Source organism: Candidatus Williamhamiltonella endosymbiont of Tuberolachnus salignus (assembly GCF_964019775.1).
In the GTDB taxonomy this organism is placed as follows: Bacteria; Pseudomonadota; Gammaproteobacteria; order Enterobacterales; family Enterobacteriaceae; genus Hamiltonella; species Hamiltonella defendens.
This window is the reverse complement of the sequence record NZ_OZ026471.1, coordinates 1-17,488: the sequence shown is the minus strand read 5'-3', so window position 1 is coordinate 17,488 and position 17,488 is coordinate 1. Positions and strand designations below refer to the sequence as shown.

Below are 17,488 nucleotides of genomic sequence, written 5' to 3'. Positions count from 1 at the left end.
AACTTACATGATGAGAGCCCTGAAAAAGTTATTTGGTGGGCGAAGTGGAGTGATCGAGACCGCGCCAAGCGACAGAGTTATGCCGCTTAAAGACGTGGAAGATGAAGAAATCCCTCGATACCCGCCTTTTGCCAAGGGCCTGCCAGTGGCCCCACTAGACAAGATACTGGCAACCCAAGCTGAACTGATTGAGAAAGTGCGGAACTCTCTCGGTTTCACTGTGGACGAGTTCAACCGGCTTGTTTTGCCGGTTATTTACCGGTATGCCGCGTTTGTTCACCTTTTGCCAGCTTCCGAATCTCACCATCACCGTGGAGCTGGTGGCTTGTTCCGGCATGGACTTGAAGTTGCTTTTTGGGCAGCTCAGGCATCGGAGTCTGTCATATTCTCCATTGAGGGAACGCCTCGGGAACGCCGTGATAATGAGCCACGTTGGCGGCTTGCCAGTTGTTTTTCCGGGCTTCTGCATGATGTCGGCAAACCGCTATCAGATGTGTCCATTACGGACAAAGATGGATCGATCACATGGAATCCATATTCGGAGTCACTTCATGACTGGGCGAACCGTCACAAAATAGACCGTTATTTCATTCGGTGGCGCGATAAGCGACACAAAAGACACGAGCAATTCTCTCTGCTTACGATAGACCGCATCATTCCGGCTGAGAGTCGTGAGTTTCTCTCTACGTCTGGCCCTTCCATTATGGAAGCTATGCTTGAAGCGATCTCTGGAACCCGCGTCAACCAGCCTGTTACCAGACTGATGCTCCGTGCTGACCAAGAGAGCGTCTCCAGAGATCTTCGCCAGAGCCGTCTTGATGTTGACGAGTTCTCTTATGGTGTGCCTGTCGAACGATATGTGTTCGACGCTATCCGTCGCCTCGTGAAAACAGGAAAATGGAAAGTCAATCAGCCTGGAGCAAAGGTTTGGCATCTCAACCAAGGTATTTTCATTGCATGGAAACATCTTGGCGATCTCTACGACTTGATCAGCCACGACAAGATCCCTGGCATTCCGAGAGACCCTGACACGTTGGCAGATATTCTCATCGAGCGCGGGTTCGCTATACCTAACACTGTGCAGGAGAAAGGTGAACGAGCGTATTACCGTTACTGGAAAGTGCTACCAGAGATGCTCCAGGAAACGGCTGGCTCCGTGAAGATACTAATGCTCCGCCTTGAATCGAATGACCTGGTGTTTACCACTGAGCCGCCTGCGGCAGTTACAGCGGAAGTCGTTGGAGACGTTGAGGACGCTGAGATTGAGTTCGTTGATCCAGAGGAGGACGATGACGAGCAGGAGGAAGGCGAAGCGGCTCTAAACAATGACATGTTAGCAGCGGAACAAGAGGCCGGGAAGGCTCTTGCTGGGATCGGTTTTGGTAATGCTGAAAACGACAATCCACTGTTCACTGACGCGCCAGAACAAAAACGGCCTGAGTCCGATTTGCCTCAGACGGACAAACTTGAGCAGAAAGGAAAGGATGCAAAAACAGTGCTGAATGAGATATTGGCTGGCTATGGAGAGGCCTCCATACTTCTTGAGCAGGCAATCATTCCGGTTTTGGAAGGGAAAACGACTCTGGGTGAAGTTCTATGCCTGATGAAGGGGCAGGCGGTAATCCTGTATCCAGAAGGTGCTCGGTCATTGGGTGCTCCGTCCGAGGTTCTCTCGAAGCTATCCCATGCAAACGCGATTGTTCCTGACCCAATTATGCCTGGTCGCAAAGTTCGTGATTTCAGCGGCGTCAAAGCAATTGTTCTGGCGGAACAACTTTCAAGTGCCGTCGTTGCGGCCATTAAGGATGCTGAGACTTCAATGGGCGGATACCAAGATGCCTTCGAGCTTGTTTCCCCTCCTGGGGCAGATGCAAGCAAGAGTCAGTCTGCTCAGAAAAAACAGAGTCAAAAAAAGCCCCAGCAACAGCAGCAGAAGACTGATGTTGGCTCTGGGGAAACCGCTCCAGCACAAAATGCGACAGGCAAATCCTCCCAGCAGCCTCCGAAAGAAAAGAAAGTCGATGTTGACACCGTGGTTGAGGATAAGAAACGTAAGCCGGTTGAAGAAAAGCAGAATCTGGCTCGACTCCCCAAACGAGAAGCTCAACCAACAGCCGTAGAACCCAAATTCGAGCGGGAAAAAGAGCTGGGGCATGTCGAGTGGCGAGAAAGGGAAGATCAGGAGGTGAGGGAATTTGAGCCGCCTAAGGCGAAAACAAATCCGAAAGACATCAAGGAGGAGGACTTCCTTCCGTCAGGTGTCATTCCTCAAAAAGCGATCCAGATGCTCAAGGACATGATCCAGAAGCGTTCTGGCCGATGGCTGGTAACGCCTGTTTTGGAAGAGGACGGCTGCTTGGTCACCAGTGACAAAGCCTTTGAGATGATTGCTGGAGAAAACACAGGCATCAGTAAACACATCCTTTGCGGTCTGCTTAGCAGGGCTCAGCGACGACCTTTGCTCAAGAAACGTCAGGGAAAATTATATTTAGAGGTAGATGAAACATGACAATGAGTTATGACCCGCTCGCCTACGAGATGCCGTGGCGGCCCAACTATGAGAAGAATGCTGTGGCAGGCTGGCTTGCGGCTTCCGGCGCGGCCTTGGCAGTGGAACAAGTCAGCACCATGCCTCCGGAGCCTTTCTATTGGATGACAGGGATCTGCGGTGTGATGGCAATGGCACGTTTGCCAAAAGCTATCAAACTTCACCTGCTCCAGAAGCATTTGAGAGGCCGAGACCTTGAGTTCATTTCCATTGCAGAACTCCAGAAGTACATCAAGGACAGGCCGGAAGACATGTGGCTTGGGAGTGGTTTCCTTTGGGAGAACCGCCATGCTCAGCGCGTGTTTGAGATCCTGAAACGAGACTGGACCTCTATCGTCGGAAGAGAATCGACGCTTAAAAAGGTTGTCCGAAAAATACGGGGTAAGAGAAAAGCGCTGCCAATCGGCCAGCCCTGGATTCACGGGGTTGAGCCAAAAGAAGAGCAGCTGATGCAGCCGCTCAAGCATACAGAGGGGCACACCCTGATCGTAGGGACCACTGGCTCGGGCAAGACCCGTCTGTTCGACATCTTGATTTCCCAGGCCATCCTACGCGGGGAAGCGGTGATTATCATAGACCCGAAAGGGGATAAGGAGATGCGAGACAATGCCCGACGTGCCTGTGAAGCTATGGGGCAACCAGAAAGATTCGTCTCATTCCATCCGGCATTCCCGGCAGAGTCGGTGCGTATAGACCCTCTGCGAAACTTCACCCGCGTGACTGAAATCGCAAGTCGTCTGGCTGCGTTGATCCCGTCCGAAGCAGGGGCCGACCCCTTTAAGTCGTTTGGTTGGCAGGCGCTTAACAACATAACTCAGGGGCTGGTTATCACTCATGATAGACCTAACCTGACAAAGCTCCGTCGTTTCCTTGAAGGAGGCGCGGCAGGCTTGGTCATCAGAGCCGTTCAAACCTATTCCGAACGAGTTATGTCTGACTGGGAGACAGAAGCGGCAGCCTATCTGGAGAAAGTCAAAAACGGTTCTCGTGAGAAAATCGCTTTCGCATTGATGAAGTTTTACTACGAGGTTATTCAGCCTGAACACGCCAACTCTGACCTTGAAGGTCTGTTGTCTATGTTTCAGCACGACCAAACCCACTTCTCCAAGATGGTTGCAAACTTGCTGCCAATCATGAATATGCTGACGTCCGGAGAACTCGGGCCGCTGCTGTCTCCAGACTCTTCTGATCTGAGTGATGAGCGCCAAATCACTGATTCCGCAAAAATCATCAATAACGCCCAAGTGGCCTATCTGGGTCTCGACTCTCTGACCGATAACATGGTGGGCAGTGCGATGGGCTCTATCTTCCTTTCAGACCTCACTGCGGTTGCAGGTGACAGATACAACTACGGCGTCAACAACCGGCCTGTAAATATCTTTGTGGACGAAGCTGCTGAGGTGATCAACGACCCGTTCATCCAGCTTCTCAACAAGGGTCGGGGCGCGAAACTTCGTCTATTTATTGCAACCCAGACCTTTGCCGACTTCGCTGCTCGACTCGGCAGCAAAGACAAGGCACTCCAGGTTCTAGGGAACATCAACAACACCTTTGCTCTTCGTATTGTCGATGGGGAAACTCAGGAATACATCGCGGATAACCTGCCCAAGACACGCCTCAAGTACGTCATGCGGACTCAGGGCCAGAATTCCGATGGCAAGGAACCCATTATGCACGAAGGCAACCAAGGCGAACGTTTGATGGAGGAAGAAGCAGATCTGTTCCCAGCCCAGTTGCTGGGGATGCTTCCGAACCTGGAATACATAGCCAAGATTTCAGGCGGAACAATTGTAAAAGGCCGTCTGCCCATATTGATCCAGTAAGAGCAGAGTGATGTGTTACAAGAAATATAGTCATTACGGGGTAGCCATCATGGTCGATGTGAACCCCTTCGACAGGGTTATGAATGCGTTGAAAAGTCGTGGACGCAAGAACGCCCATATCCTGAGCATCCTTCAATTCGACTGGCCTGCATCTGAGATCATCATTGAGAAGCTGAGCTGTTACATCACAGACGGTATCAAGGCGAATAAAGAGCCGGTGATTTACCCGATCATCGAAGAGGCACTCCATCGCTACAGTCAACTGGTGTTTCATGAGCAGAGAGAAAAGTACGAAGATCCGGCCAGAATAGGGGCATTTTTGGAGACCATCATCACCGAAACATGCAGAGCTCTGGAAGTTAAAATTGTCGCTTTCGGCGGTGATTCATGGTCCGTTGATTCAGGAGAACCGTTCTCCCTGTGGCTTTCTACCCATCCAGGAGAATTATCTATTAACCCACAGCCACATGATAATGAAAAATCATTGAGGGGCTTGCTGTATGAGCTCATCACCTGTGAGAGCGTGAAAACCGTTTTAAGGAGAACCGACTATGAACAAGCCGTGGTTGCTGGTCGCATGGCTGCTGGCTATTGAGTTTCTGGTGATACTGCTACTGATCCCTGGAGATTGGACTGACAGGGCAATCAAAAGAGAATCCGCTCTGGTGGAGCAGAGTCTGGGAATCGAAGCCAAAGACTGGATACAGGACAAAGCATCCAGCTGGTTCCGGTCTAGCATCATTGATTCTGGATTCTACGAAGGGATGACCCAAACGCTTATCCCAACAGAAGAGGAGCGCCAAAAATCTAAAGGTATGCAGGACATGGGTCAGGGATGGTTCGCTTGGGTCAAAGGTCGCATGGAAGCCCTGGTAAACGTCATCTACCAGTTTTACACCAGACTGGCTTTGCTGGCTGCGTGGGCTCCCTATATGCTTATCCTGTTCGTGCCTGCTGTGTATGACGGGATGATGACCTGGCGAATCAAACGAACCAACTTCGACTATGCAAGTCCGGTTCTGCACCGCTATAGCGTTCGCGGAACGATGTACCTGATGGCGGGTTTGTTCATCGCATTCTTCATCCCTATAGCACTCGATCCGGTTGTCATTCCACTGACAATGATGACGTGTTGCGTACTGGTTGGCCTGACTTTTAGCAATCTCCAGAAGCGGGTATAGCCGCTTTCAACTTTCACATGTGAAAGTTTTTCGTCTCTCTTTATAATACACATCACGAATAAATCTCCTCAAGGTGCTCAAATAGGGCCGTATCAGCACTGTGCCTATATTGTTCAATGTAAGAGACGATAACTCCCCGGATGACGGCAAATTATTTGGAGGGTATATGTCGGCACAAACTCACGTCAGAGAAAGTGAAAGCTCCTCTGGCTCATTCATCTCCTGGCAGTTTCTTCTCTGTCAGGTGATGTTCGCTATCGGTCTTGTTGCGGATGTCAACTCGAAAAAAGATTCAGGGGGGGGCCTAAAAACCAATAACCGATCCAGTCAAAGCAAAAAGGGCAGCTCAGGCTGCTTTTTTTTATTTGTCGCTGGAAGTGCCCGAAAAGGGCGCGAAGCCGTGGCAGAAAATCAGTGACCCTGAATGAGAATACAGGCCAATAGGAAAAAAAGAGGGTTGCTATGAAGCCTATACCGCGGCGGGTCGATGAACCCCCGCATCTGCTGTTGTGGAGCGCAGATGAGTTGGCTCCAATGCTTTTGGGGCTGACTATTGGGGTAATCATCGGCAAGGCCCTGATCTGCTTTTTGGGTGGGTTACTTGTCACCAACCTTTATCGCCGATTCAGGGACAATCATCCGGATGGATACCTGCTCCACATGATCTACTGGGCCGGGTTCATTGTGACCAAGGCCAGATCTCTCAAGAACCCGTTTGTCCGGAGGTATTTGCCTTGAACCTGAAGAAGTATCTCAAGACCTGGGAAGGGACCCAAACAGAAAACCAGTGGGGGCGAGTCTTTCAGGGGGGGCTTATCGCTATCGTATTCCTGCTGGTGCTGCAGGTGTTCAGAAAGGAAACCATCGTCACTATGCAACCGTTCACTCTGACGGAAGAAGCCTGGGTAACAAAAAACAACGCCTCTCAGTCGTACAAAGAGGCTTGGGGTTTTGCCTTTGCTCAGCTACTTGGGAACGTGACTCCGGGAACTGTGGATTTTGTTAAGGAACGGATCACCCTGCTTCTCTCCCCGAGCATCTATCAAGACGCGATAGATGCCATCGAAATTCAAGCTCAACAGATCAAGAACGACCGAGTGACCATGCGGTTTGAGCCGAGATTTGTTGAGTATGAGCCCAAGAGCGACAAGGTTTTTGTCTATGGATATTCCTATGTCAAAGGGGCTTCTTCTAACGAGGAGCGTATCGAACGTTCCTACGAGTTTGCCATCAAGATTTCTAACTACGCGCCCGTGCTGGAATATATCGACACCTATGTAGGAAAGCCCCGCACCAAAACAGTTTTGGAGCAACTCCATCGCAAAGAAGAGAGCCGGAGAAAGCATGAAGAACAACGCTAAAATTTGTCTCCTGGCGCTGTCCTTGGCACTTGGAACATCATTGGCCTACGCCTCGGATGACATTCCAGTCGTCCCGGAAAGCGTTATGAAAAAGGTCGTTCCTGCCCCTGTGACGTCAGGACAAAGCTCTCATGAAGTCGTGGGTAGTGTGAATGAAAACCCTGTGTTGACTATGAAGCCTGGCGTGAACCAAATCATCCCTATTGCCATTGGTCATCCAAATCGTGTTGTAACGCCGTTCAGTAATCCGGAGATTGTGTCCACATCGCTGACTGGGGCAACCGATAACGGTCAATGCGGTGAGGTTTGTATCAAAGAAAACGTGGTCTATGTCGCTACGAATAAACAATACCCAGTGACGATGTTCATTACAGAAAAAGGCTCAGAAGCTCAAGCGCTAAGCCTGACGATGGTTCCAAGCCGCATTCCGCCCAGAGAAGTATTTCTCAAACTCGATGGTGGTGTAGGGATCACAGGCGCTTTTGCTAATACGAAGGCGGAGACATGGGAACAGAGTCAGCCTTATATCGAAACCATTCGCTCTGTGTTCCGCAAAATAGCCCTTGGAGAACTCCCTCAAGGTTACACATTGAACCGTATTCCTCCCAGGGCTGCTGTGCCGAGCTGTTCTCATCCTGGGGTTAAGGTGAATTTTAGCAAGGGGCAATACATGATGGGCCATCACTTGAACGTTTTCATTGGTGTCGCCCAGAACGTTTCTGACCAGCCTATCGAGTTCAAAGAGGCTCTGTGTGGAAGCTGGGACGTCGCTGCTGTTACTACGTGGCCTCGCAACGTGCTTGAGCCCGGTCAGAAAACAGAACTCTATGTAGCGAAGAAACAAAAGCGGGGAATTGCTCCTACGTCTAAGCGTCCTTCGCTATTGGGAGGGGGTCAATGATCAAAAGATTCTGGACTGAGCTAGACCCCAAAAAGAAACGCTGGGTGGTGATTGCGGGTGGTGTTTTTGTTCTTTTTGCTGTCGTGACGATGTTCTCTGGTGAGCCTAAGAAGGAAGAAAAACGCGGTAGACAAGACACGATCAAACATGTCCTCACAGATAAAAATACCCGAGAGATCGGGATAGATTCGCTGTCTGCCGATGTGAAGAGGGTGTCTCGTGAGAACTCTGATTTGAAAAAGGAGCTGGAGAGAGTCAAGAAGGAGTTGGAGGAAACAAAGGACACTGCAGGGAAGTCTAGTGATGTTGGCAGAGAGATTTCTCGCTTACGTCAAGACCTTGAACGTCTGACTCAGAAAAACATGGAGCTCGCGAAGAAGGTTGAAACTGGTGCGTCTGGTGGCAAAACGGCTTCATCGTCTCGGGATGCACGAGATGATGTCACCGGCACCTCAAATGGTGATGGTCAGTTTGTGGAGAAAAAGCTCGATTACAAAGATCCCTCATCATTTTTCCGTGATGCGCCACTCCCTGACTCGAAGGGTGGGGTTCCTGCAACTGGCAAAGGTGATGGTCGTGAAGCCACCAGGCCTGGCATCCAGATTGTGAGTTACTCACAGAAGCCTCCAGAAGTTGAAGTGAAAGACAACAAAGAAGATGAGTCTCTCTATCTGCCATCTGGCTCCATCCTGACCGGTGTGCTTATCAACGGTATGGACGCACCCACCTCTCAAGGTGCCCGTCGAGATCCGTTCCCATCAACGCTTCGGATTCAGAAGGAGGCCATCTTGCCCAACCGATTTCGGGCGGATGTCAGGGAGTGTTTCCTAATCGTTTCAGGCTATGGCGATCTAAGTTCGGAACGAGCTTACCTTCGCGGTGAGACATTCTCTTGTGTGAGGGAAGACGGAGGGGTTATCGAAGCGAGACTTGACTCTTACGCAGTTGGCGAGGATGGCAAAGCAGGTGTTCGTGGACGTGTCGTATCGAAGCAAGGCCAGATCATTGCTAAGAGCCTGATGGCTGGATTCCTTGGCGGAGCAGCAAAAGCATTTGATGTAAATCCAGTTCCTGTTGTCAACACCAACCCTGGGTCCAATACGCAATATCAGTCAGTGTTTTCTAACCAAATGTTGCAGGGGTCGGCTGTGCAAGGAGCGAGTAAAGCGCTGGATCGTATCGCTCAATTCTATATCGACATGGCCGAGGGCATCTTTCCGGTCATCGAGGTCGATGCTGGCCGACAAGTAGACATCATCGTGACAAAAGGCACCAAGTTACAAATTCGTTCCACCGGGGGCACCAATAAATGAACATTTTGACCAGAAAGGGCAGTTACAGAGGCGAGGCTCAAAAGAAACACAGGTTAAGCTCTGCAAAAATGTTGGGAGTGTGTGCAGCGCTTCTTGTTTTGTCAGGCTGTTCTTCGCTCAATATCGGTAGCGATGAGTATAGCTGTCCAGGAATCCCGAATGGTGTTCAGTGTATGTCAGCGCGAGACGTTTACGCCGCAACTCATGACGGAAATGTGACTCGTCCCGTGAAGCAGGAAGTCGAGGCCAAATCGGAAGCGGATGGCGGAGGTTCCTCCGACGTTTCAGTGAACTCATTTAACTCCGGAGACCCGGTGATTGACAACTATGTCGCCCCTCGTCTTCCGGATCGCCCAGTTCCAATTCGCACACCGGCGCAGGTTATGCGGATTTGGGTCGCTCCCTGGGAGGACACCAATGGTGATCTTATCGTGACAGGGTATGTCTACACCGAAATCGAACCGCGCAGGTGGGTAATGGGGGATGGCAGACCGCAAAGTGAGCCGGTTTTGAGACCGCTGCAAACGGTAAGACACGAACCGAAGTCTGAAACAACTAAATAGGAGATGTTCTTGATGAACGCAAATCAGTTGGCGAATGCCTCAAGTAAAAACACCGCCGTCTTCTTCTGCCTCGGGTTGATGGTGGTAGCCTTCCTGCTGGTGCCGGATGAGGCCCACGCGGGTACTGGTGGTACAGCGTTTGACGACGTATGGGTAACTCTCAAAGATTGGACCCAAGGTACTTTGGGTCGCATCGTTGCGGGTGCGATGATCCTGGTCGGCGTTGTGGGGGGTATCGCTCGCCAGAGTCTCATGGCTTTCGCTATGGGTATCGGTGGCGGTATGGGTCTGTATAATTCCCCGACCGTAGTGGAATCCATCATGTCTGCCACTCTGGAAAATGCAGAGAAGGTTATCCCGGCTGTTGTGCAGCTCAGCAATAGTTTGGGGATCTAAAAGACACCTTGCCGTTCATGAACAGGTGATAAGATAGGCTGCCCTTATCCTTTGGTAAAAAGTCCAGTCATAAGAACATCAACGTAGCCGAGAATAAACTGCCAGCATGTGGCCTGAGCTCAAGAGAGACTATTGGTTCTTGGATCGTCTATGCGAACTGCGAAGATACCGATGGTCGCATGAAGTCCTATGAATGGACCATTGCCGGTGAGTTGCAGAGCATCAGCTCAGATCGAGTCACTATCAGCAAGGGCCCCAATCAAACGATGCCGACAATTTCTTTGGCCGGGGTTGATGATTCTGGTGGAAAATCCGAAACTGTCACGATGAACTAATGCTCCATGCTCACAAAGCCCGGTCGCAAGCCGGGCTTTTTTTGTATCGCGCTGGAGTTGTCCAAATTGGGCTATTACAGAGGCGAGTCTGTCTCCATCCCCCAGATACACTGCCCAGCATCGAGTAATCCAATCTTAGGGGATAGACATGCGGACAAAATTACTTGGGACGCTGGTGGTGTTAGGGATTATTACCGGCACTGCTCATGCGTCATCGAAATTGGAAATCATCGATCCCAGAGCGGCAAAGATAGAGGACATCGTTAAGTTGCCCATAAAGGGCGTTCGTGCCGTCCAAAGTGACGGACAAATCATGTTCCTCTCCGAAAATGGGCGCTTTGTCATTTCAGGACAAATTTACGACCTGTGGAGTAAGAAGCCCCTCAACACAATAGCCCAGATGCGCGATGTGGCAGAGCGTATCCAATTCAAGAGCATGGGTATGGATGTGGCCACGCTAAACACTGTCTCGATGGGACATGGTGATAAAGAGGTCGTGTTATTTGTTGATCCTCGTTGTGCTGTATGCCACGAGGTCATTAACGATGCTCAATCGTTGGTCAGTGAGTACACCTTCAAAATCGTCGTCATCCCAGCCTTGGGAGCAGAGTCTAACCGTCTTGCCAAGAACTTGTACTGCGCGAAAGAGAAGACTCATGCGCTTGATGCGCTGATGAATAATACCTTGGGCACACTTCCTTCAAAAGAAACCTGCGACCCCGGCCAGTATGACCAAACGCTGCTGACAGCCCACTTCATTGGTATTGAAGGCGTTCCGTTCGTTGTTGCTCCAGATGGCCGCGTTAGTAAGGGACGTCCAAAGAGCCTGAAATCATGGTTGGAGAGTGCTGAATGATCGTAACCATCAAAAAGAAACTCGAAGAAACGGTGATCCCGGAGCATTTTCGAGCGGCCGGGATTATTCCTGTTTTGGCCTATGACGAAGACGATCATGTCTTCCTTATGGATGACCACAGCGTTGGCTTTGGTTTCATGTGTGAGCCTCTATGTGGTGCCGATGAAAAAGTTCAAGAGCGGATGAACGGCTTCCTGAACCAGGAGTTTCCATCGAAAACCACGCTCCAGTTTGTTTTATTCCGATCACCGGACATCAACCAGGAAATGTACCGAATGATAAATTTGCGTGACGGATTCCGTCACGAGCTGCTGACATCTGTCATTAAGGAAAGAATTAACTTCCTGCAGCACCACACCACTGATCGCATATTCGCTAAAACAGACAAAGGCATCTACGACAACGGCCTGATTCAAGACCTCAAGCTGTTTGTTACGTGCAAAGTTCCAATCAGTAACAACAACCCGAGCGAAAGCGAGCTCCAACACCTTGCTCAGCTTCGTACGAAGGTCCAATCGTCGCTTCAAACTGTTGGCCTGCGCCCTCGCACCATGAAGGCGGTGAACTACATCCGGATCATGAGCACAATCCTGAACTGGGGGCCGGATGCGTCGTGGAGACATGATGCTGTGGATTGGGAAATGAATAAGCCCATCTGCGAGCAAATCTTCGATTACAGCACCGATGTAGAAGTCAGTAAGAACGGCATCAGACTGGGCGATTACCATGCGAAGGTGATGTCCGCGAAGAAGTTGCCCGATGTTTTCTACTTCGGTGATGCGTTGACCTATGCAGGGGATCTGAGCGGCGGTAACTCCAGCATCAAAGAAAACTACATGGTCGTGACCAATGTGTTTTTCCCCGAGGCAGAAAGTACGAAAAACACTCTGGAGCGCAAACGTCAATTCACTGTAAACCAAGCGTATGGGCCGATGCTCAAGTTCGTGCCGGTGCTGGCGGACAAAAAGGAAAGTTTCGACATTCTCTATGAGTCCATGAAAGAGGGGGCCAAGCCCGTCAAGATCACCTACTCGGTGGTTTTGTTTGCTCCAACCAAAGAGCGTGTTGAAGCTGAGGCGATGGCCGCCCGAAATATCTGGCGTGAATCTCGGTTCGAGCTGATGGAGGATAAGTTCGTTGCTCTGCCGATGTTCCTCAACTGCCTGCCATTCTGCACCGACCGTGACGCGGTACGAGATCTATTCCGCCACAAGACCATGACAACCGAACAGGCTGCTGTAGTGCTGCCGGTGTTTGGGGAGTGGAAGGGAACAGGGACATACCATGCTGCGCTGATTTCGCGCAACGGCCAGCTCATGAGTTTGTCTCTTCACGACAGTAACACGAACAAAAATCTGGTTATCACTGCCGAATCCGGCTCGGGTAAATCGTTCCTTACCAACGAACTGATTTTCTCCTATCTGTCGGAAGGGGCGCAGGTTTGGGTTATTGATGCCGGCAAGTCTTACCAGAAACTGTCGGAAATGCTCAATGGAGACTTTGTTCACTTTGAAGAAGGGACGCACGTCTGTCTTAACCCGTTCGAGCTGATACAGAACTATGAGGACGAAGAGGACGCGATTGTCAGCCTCGTGTGTGCGATGGCCTCAGCTAAAGGCCTGCTGGATGAGTGGCAGACCTCCGCGTTGAAGCAGGTCCTTTCTCGCCTGTGGGAAGAGAAAGGCAAAGAGATGAAGGTTGACGACATCGCTGAGCACTGTCTCGAAGGTGAAGATGTACGACTAAGAGACATTGGTCAGCAGCTGTATGCCTTTACGTCTCAGGGTAGTTACGGGAAATACTTCTCTCGCAAGAATAACGTCAGCTTCCAGAACCAGTTCACTGTATTGGAGCTCGATGAGCTGCAAGGTCGTAAACACCTTCGTCAGGTTGTGCTGCTCCAGCTCATCTACCAGATCCAGCAAGAAGTTTTTCTTGGCGAACGAAACCGCAAGAAGGTCGTCATCGTGGATGAAGCATGGGATCTGCTCAAAGAAGGTGAAGTCTCTACGTTTATGGAACACGCCTACCGGAAATTCCGTAAATACGGCGGTTCCGTTGTTATTGCAACCCAGTCGATTAACGACCTTTATGAAAACGCTGTGGGCCGTGCCATCGCAGAGAACTCGGCCAGCATGTACCTGCTCGGCCAAACCGAAGAAACCGTGGAATCGGTTAAACGCAGCGGTCGTTTGAGCCTTTCCGAAGGCGGGTTTCACACACTCAAGACGGTACACACCCTTCAGGGCGTGTACTCAGAAATCTTTATCAAATCGAAGAGCGGTATGGGGGTAGGACGCTTGATAGTGGGCGACTTCCAGAAGCTGCTGTATTCGACCGATCCGGTGGACGTCAACGCCATCGACCAGTTTGTGAAACAAGGCATGAGCATTCCTGAGGCGATCAAAGCTGTGATGCGAAGCCGTCAGCAGTCTGCATAACCGGGAGACTGTAATGGACATTAAATCAATCGTAATCGCTGCCATTCTCGGTGCCTCTGGCGGCTTTGGCGGTAGCTACTACGTGATGGACGAACAAATGGCAAGCATCCATGAGCGCTTAAATCAAACCCCGCCTGTGGTCGTGGTCGATTTTGCCAAAGTGGCGTCGGCGTATCCGACAGGGTCTCCTCAGGAGGCGTTGGAGAAGCTGATGGTTAATACCAATAACGCGATTTTGAAGCTAAAAGACGCGGGGTATTTGGTGCTTGATGCCAGCGCCGTTGTCGGTGCGCCAAGTGATCTGTACCTCCCAGAGGAGGTGTTGAAATGAGATTCTCGCTCAAGAAGTATTTCGTCAAAAAAGAATCCTGGAAGCGTTTCTCGGTTAAGGCCGTTGTCACGTTACTGGTTCTTTGGGCTGCTGGTGTGGCCTTTGCCAGCCGATACCGCATTGGTATTGACCCTCAGCAGGGTAAGTGCCTACCGGGTTATACCTTCTTCCTCATCGACTTGAAAGACCCGTCGCTGGAGAGAGGGGCGGTTTACGCCTTCCACGCTAAGAACATGCCGCCTTTTTACAAGGACGGGACTCGCATGGTCAAAATCCTGACTGGGATGCCGGGGGATAAAGTGGAGATCAACGATAAATGGAAAATCACCGTCAACGGTGATGTCGTCGGAGAAGGGCTTCAGCTCGCAGGAAACCTAAATCTGCCTGAGAGCCATTTCTATGGCAAGGCCACGCTGAAAGATGGCCATTACTGGTTTATGGGCAAAAGCTCATTCAGCTTCGACTCACGCTATTGGGGAACGGTGAAAGATGATCAGATCATTGGGCGCGCATATCCCTTGTTTTAAGACCGTTCTGTCGGCACTGATGCTTTCTTTGGCAGGAAGTGCCTTAACTCAAGAGTCTCGGCTCACAGAGCAAGACAAGGTGCTTATTGAACAAGGAAAGCAACTTGCTCAGAAAGCTCACGACTTGGAGATGCCGTCGTTATTACAAAACCAGTACATGGATGAGGCACAGGCCGAAGCCAAGGCGTTTTTTAAGCAGCTCCAGTCTACCAACCCAACTCTACGTGAAATGCAGCGTAAACAATCAGAGAAAGGCATTTACAACGACCATCGAATACTGGTTTTTGCTTCTCTGTCGCTGGGGAAGCAGGGATTGGATGATGTTCTTACTGCTGTCTCAGGGCAGCCTGATGCGGTGATCGTGTTCCGGGGGATCCCTGATGGGATGAACCTTGGTCAGGTCGTTAAAGCTATTCAGGCACTGGCAGCAAAAAAAGACCCTGTGCCAAACATCATTATTCATCCTGAGTTGTTCAAAACGTACAAAATAACAGCCGTTCCCACGATTGTTCTGCTTGAAGATGAGCCGCTGCCTGGTGAGCAACCCAATGTGATAGCCCAGGTATCCGGTTTGTCCGATCCGGTTTGGCTTGCTCGGGAGGTCAATAACGGTGAAAAAGGTGATCTTGGCGTCAAAGGGCCAGTGGAGAAAATTAGCGAGCCTGATCTCATTGATGTTGCCAAGAAACGCCTCGTCAATATCGACTGGGAAGAAAAGAAAAAACAGGCTCTAGAGAGATTCTGGACCAAACAGAACTTCAACGAGCTGCCTAGGGCGTCTAAAGCCAGGACCCGAGAAATTGATCCCAGCGTCATGATCACCAGTGACATCAGCACTCCTGATGGCACTGTGTTCGCTCATGCCGGTGATGTGATCAACCCTTTGTGCGACCCGAAAGAAGTCTGCAAGCCGGGAACGCGACCATTCACCCAAGCCGTGGTGGTTTTCGACCCTTTAGATAAAAAGCAGATGGAGCTGCTGGCCAAGAAACTGCCTGAAATCAAGCAGGAGCCAGGAGTACAGCGGATCACCTACATCGCTATCGCGTTCGATAAGGAAAAAGGCTGGGATGCCTATAAACATCTCACTGACAACTTTGATTCACCGGTTTATTTGCTGACGCCGGATCTGATGACTCGATTCGAGTTGGAGCATACCCCGAGCGTAATTACCGCCAGAGGCAAGAAGTTTGTTGTCCGCGAGCTTGCTGAGGAGGTCGATAAATGATTTACAAGGGATGATTACGGAGACAAGAACTCCTCTCTGGAGCGTTTGAGCGGTTATGTCTGGCGTTATTGCAAGTTTGACGCGAGAAGGCTCCGTTCCCTCGAAGACTATCCGGCGAGCGCCAAATGACTTGAATTGTCATGTCAGCAAGGTTTTTTTCACGAAAAGTCTGCTGTTATGGAGAAACATTTGAATAACGTAAAGGCCTGACCATGATACAAAAAATCCTGCGAAGAATGACCGTAAGCGCGGTCTTTTGGGTTAGCTCGGTATCGGCTGACCCTGGATGCCAGAATGCAGAAGTTATCGGCGGCAAGCTGATCACAGACATCTGCTGGCGCTGTATTTTTCCCATCAAAGTAGCAGGGGTTCCTATAAGTGGCGGTGGAGGATCATTTCCGAGCGAAGCCGCCAGCAACCCACTGTGCATGTGCGAGGATAATCTCGGTATTCCTCGGCCAGGCGTGACCACTTCAATGTGGGAGCCAGCCCGGCTCGTTGAATTTCAGAGAGTGCCTGGTTGCTCATCTGTCTTGAATGGGGTCAGGTTTCCGTTTGACCGGACTCACCAAGGACATCACGGTATGGGGGATATGGATGGGGGTGATGGGTCTTTCATGCACTATCACTACTATGCGTTCCCTTTGTTGGTGATGCTTGATTTGTTTATCAAGCAGACGTGCAACGCCGATGGGTATATGGACCTCGACATCATGTACATGTCTGAGTTAGACCCGACCTGGAATAATGATGAGCTGGCCTTTTTCACTAATCCAGAAGCTGCGGCAGTGGCAAACCCAATTGCGGCGGCTGCGTGTACTGCAGATGCGGTCTCATCAACTGCCGGAAAACCTTTAAAACAGCTTTTCTGGTGTGCAGGCTCATGGGGCACCTTGTATCCATTTAGTGGCAACCAGAACGGTGGGAAAGGGGTTATCCGTGATAGCAGCCTTCTTGGTACAAGGGTTTTGGCCGCATTGCATCGTCGTGGTCTGGCTTGGAAGACAATGGGGTCTGAGGCTATGTGTAGAGGCGTTATCAGTCCAACACTTCCCAAAACGCAGTACAAATTTACGCTATTGCACCCGGTTCCAGAGACCAACTCATCTCATGTCATTGGTGAATCCACCTTAACTTGGGGGTTGGCGCGAACTATACCGACAATTGGGCAGGACCCTATCTACACCATCTGGCGATGGAATGACTGCTGCAACAATTGATCAGCACGTAACGAATTTGAACGGGCGTTTCTGATTATGCCCAAAAAGGGCCACTACACGTACAGGTGGCCTTTGTCTTCTCAGATAGCATGGGAAGGTTGAAGTGGAGAACAGAATGCGAAGTCATCATTATTTTATGAGAGCCGTGGCCTCGCTGTTGACAGTCACCCTGTCTGCGCTACCGATACATTCCTATGCTAACGGTAGTCAAGACCCGGACATCACAGCGGTGGGTAAAGAAGCCCAAGGATTCGGACAAAACCTCTCAAACTCATTCAAATCAAGCTCGGGGACCGTGCATAATGGCACTATCTCCATGCCGACGTTGAAAGATGGGCAGTTCCAGATGAATGGGGGGAGCCAGATTAATGTCAATGATCTATTTCCCGGAACGAGTGGCACCAACAATAAACCGGACAGCTATTATTTCCCTGACGCCAACAAACCCGATGTGGGAAGCCTGC

Annotated in this window: 17 protein-coding genes and 2 pseudogenes; all 19 read left to right on the top strand. The window is 50.5% G+C overall.

The annotated features are described in order from the left end of the window. Positions 1–7: 7 nt before the first annotated feature. Positions 8–2,509: a MobH family relaxase gene (mobH, locus tag AACL23_RS00095; protein WP_339049302.1), complete on the top strand. Its 2,502-nt coding sequence runs from the start codon at positions 8–10 to the stop codon at positions 2,507–2,509. Beyond that, positions 2,506–4,371 (top strand): conjugative transfer system coupling protein TraD, encoded by a 1,866-nt coding sequence (gene traD, locus AACL23_RS00090; protein WP_100097193.1) that lies wholly within the window; start codon positions 2,506–2,508, stop codon positions 4,369–4,371. The genes mobH and traD overlap by 4 nt, the downstream gene beginning before the upstream one ends. Positions 4,372–4,420: 49 nt before the next feature. Next, positions 4,421–4,966 carry a hypothetical protein gene (locus AACL23_RS00085; protein ID WP_234817548.1) on the top strand — a complete coding sequence of 182 codons (546 nt, stop codon included), beginning with the start codon at positions 4,421–4,423 and terminating at the stop codon, positions 4,964–4,966. Further along, the gene (locus AACL23_RS00080; protein ID WP_100097191.1) at positions 4,923–5,552 is read left to right on the top strand and encodes a DUF4400 domain-containing protein; all 630 of its coding nucleotides are present in this window, start codon (positions 4,923–4,925) and stop codon (positions 5,550–5,552) included. Before AACL23_RS00085 ends, AACL23_RS00080 begins: the two co-directional genes overlap by 44 nt. A 166-nt stretch (positions 5,553–5,718) precedes the next feature. After that, positions 5,719–5,970 carry a hypothetical protein gene (locus AACL23_RS00075; protein ID WP_100097190.1) on the top strand — a complete coding sequence of 84 codons (252 nt, stop codon included), beginning with the start codon at positions 5,719–5,721 and terminating at the stop codon, positions 5,968–5,970. Positions 5,971–6,014: 44 nt separating this feature from the next. Next, a complete protein-coding gene (traL, locus tag AACL23_RS00070; protein ID WP_339049295.1) occupies positions 6,015–6,290 on the top strand; it encodes a type IV conjugative transfer system protein TraL in 276 nt (91 codons plus the stop codon). After that, the gene (locus tag AACL23_RS00065) at positions 6,287–6,913 is read left to right on the top strand and encodes a TraE/TraK family type IV conjugative transfer system protein (RefSeq protein ID WP_100097188.1); all 627 of its coding nucleotides are present in this window, start codon (positions 6,287–6,289) and stop codon (positions 6,911–6,913) included. The genes traL and AACL23_RS00065 overlap by 4 nt, the downstream gene beginning before the upstream one ends. 85 nt (positions 6,914–6,998) lie before the next feature. Next, positions 6,999–7,814 carry a TraK domain-containing protein gene (locus AACL23_RS00060; RefSeq protein WP_339049292.1) on the top strand — a complete coding sequence of 272 codons (816 nt, stop codon included), beginning with the start codon at positions 6,999–7,001 and terminating at the stop codon, positions 7,812–7,814. Next, on the top strand, positions 7,814–9,127 hold the full coding sequence (locus tag AACL23_RS00055; RefSeq protein WP_339051495.1) for a TraB/VirB10 family protein: 1,314 nt from the start codon (positions 7,814–7,816) through the stop codon (positions 9,125–9,127). Before AACL23_RS00060 ends, AACL23_RS00055 begins: the two co-directional genes overlap by 1 nt. Further along, on the top strand, positions 9,124–9,690 hold the full coding sequence (traV, locus tag AACL23_RS00050) for a type IV conjugative transfer system lipoprotein TraV (RefSeq protein ID WP_100103813.1): 567 nt from the start codon (positions 9,124–9,126) through the stop codon (positions 9,688–9,690). Before AACL23_RS00055 ends, traV begins: the two co-directional genes overlap by 4 nt. 12 nt (positions 9,691–9,702) lie before the next feature. Beyond that, a complete protein-coding gene (gene traA, locus AACL23_RS00045; protein WP_100097184.1) occupies positions 9,703–10,086 on the top strand; it encodes a TraA family conjugative transfer protein in 384 nt (127 codons plus the stop codon). Positions 10,087–10,569: 483 nt separating this feature from the next. After that, entirely contained in the window at positions 10,570–11,277 is a 708-nt protein-coding gene (locus AACL23_RS00040) for a DsbC family protein (RefSeq protein WP_100097183.1), read from the top strand. Then, entirely contained in the window at positions 11,274–13,718 is a 2,445-nt protein-coding gene (gene traC, locus AACL23_RS00035; protein ID WP_100097182.1) for a type IV secretion system protein TraC, read from the top strand. The genes AACL23_RS00040 and traC overlap by 4 nt, the downstream gene beginning before the upstream one ends. Before the next feature lie 13 nt (positions 13,719–13,731). Next, complete coding sequence (locus AACL23_RS00030) at positions 13,732–14,049, top strand: hypothetical protein (RefSeq protein ID WP_100097181.1); 318 nt, start codon at positions 13,732–13,734, stop codon at positions 14,047–14,049. Continuing rightward, positions 14,046–14,576 carry a S26 family signal peptidase gene (locus tag AACL23_RS00025; RefSeq protein ID WP_100103810.1) on the top strand — a complete coding sequence of 177 codons (531 nt, stop codon included), beginning with the start codon at positions 14,046–14,048 and terminating at the stop codon, positions 14,574–14,576. The genes AACL23_RS00030 and AACL23_RS00025 overlap by 4 nt, the downstream gene beginning before the upstream one ends. Then, entirely contained in the window at positions 14,539–15,804 is a 1,266-nt protein-coding gene (locus AACL23_RS00020) for a TrbC family F-type conjugative pilus assembly protein (RefSeq protein WP_100097179.1), read from the top strand. Before AACL23_RS00025 ends, AACL23_RS00020 begins: the two co-directional genes overlap by 38 nt. 9 nt (positions 15,805–15,813) lie before the next feature. Continuing rightward, positions 15,814–16,014 (top strand): annotated as a pseudogene (locus tag AACL23_RS00015) (EAL domain-containing protein); the annotation flags it as partial. Between the two features lie 2 nt (positions 16,015–16,016). Continuing rightward, complete coding sequence (locus tag AACL23_RS00010; RefSeq protein ID WP_100097178.1) at positions 16,017–17,024, top strand: TraU family protein; 1,008 nt, start codon at positions 16,017–16,019, stop codon at positions 17,022–17,024. Positions 17,025–17,139: 115 nt separating this feature from the next. Further along, positions 17,140–17,488: pseudogene (locus tag AACL23_RS00005) on the top strand (conjugal transfer protein TraN); the annotation flags it as partial.

Bases quoted from the DNA above. Each gene is read 5' to 3' on its own strand.
- mobH (WP_339049302.1), top strand. From the start codon at position 8: ATGATGAGAGCCCTGAAAAAGTTATTTGGTGGGCGAAGTGGAGTGATC.
- traD (WP_100097193.1), top strand. From the start codon at position 2,506: ATGACAATGAGTTATGACCCGCTCGCCTACGAGATGCCGTGGCGGCCC.
- AACL23_RS00085 (WP_234817548.1), top strand. From the start codon at position 4,421: ATGGTCGATGTGAACCCCTTCGACAGGGTTATGAATGCGTTGAAAAGT.
- AACL23_RS00080 (WP_100097191.1), top strand. From the start codon at position 4,923: ATGAACAAGCCGTGGTTGCTGGTCGCATGGCTGCTGGCTATTGAGTTT.
- AACL23_RS00075 (WP_100097190.1), top strand. From the start codon at position 5,719: ATGTCGGCACAAACTCACGTCAGAGAAAGTGAAAGCTCCTCTGGCTCA.
- traL (WP_339049295.1), top strand. From the start codon at position 6,015: ATGAAGCCTATACCGCGGCGGGTCGATGAACCCCCGCATCTGCTGTTG.
- AACL23_RS00060 (WP_339049292.1), top strand. From the start codon at position 6,999: ATGAAAAAGGTCGTTCCTGCCCCTGTGACGTCAGGACAAAGCTCTCAT.
- traV (WP_100103813.1), top strand. From the start codon at position 9,124: ATGAACATTTTGACCAGAAAGGGCAGTTACAGAGGCGAGGCTCAAAAG.
- traA (WP_100097184.1), top strand. From the start codon at position 9,703: ATGAACGCAAATCAGTTGGCGAATGCCTCAAGTAAAAACACCGCCGTC.
- AACL23_RS00040 (WP_100097183.1), top strand. From the start codon at position 10,570: ATGCGGACAAAATTACTTGGGACGCTGGTGGTGTTAGGGATTATTACC.
- traC (WP_100097182.1), top strand. From the start codon at position 11,274: ATGATCGTAACCATCAAAAAGAAACTCGAAGAAACGGTGATCCCGGAG.
- AACL23_RS00030 (WP_100097181.1), top strand. From the start codon at position 13,732: ATGGACATTAAATCAATCGTAATCGCTGCCATTCTCGGTGCCTCTGGC.
- AACL23_RS00025 (WP_100103810.1), top strand. From the start codon at position 14,046: ATGAGATTCTCGCTCAAGAAGTATTTCGTCAAAAAAGAATCCTGGAAG.
- AACL23_RS00020 (WP_100097179.1), top strand. From the start codon at position 14,539: ATGATCAGATCATTGGGCGCGCATATCCCTTGTTTTAAGACCGTTCTG.
- AACL23_RS00010 (WP_100097178.1), top strand. From the start codon at position 16,017: ATGATACAAAAAATCCTGCGAAGAATGACCGTAAGCGCGGTCTTTTGG.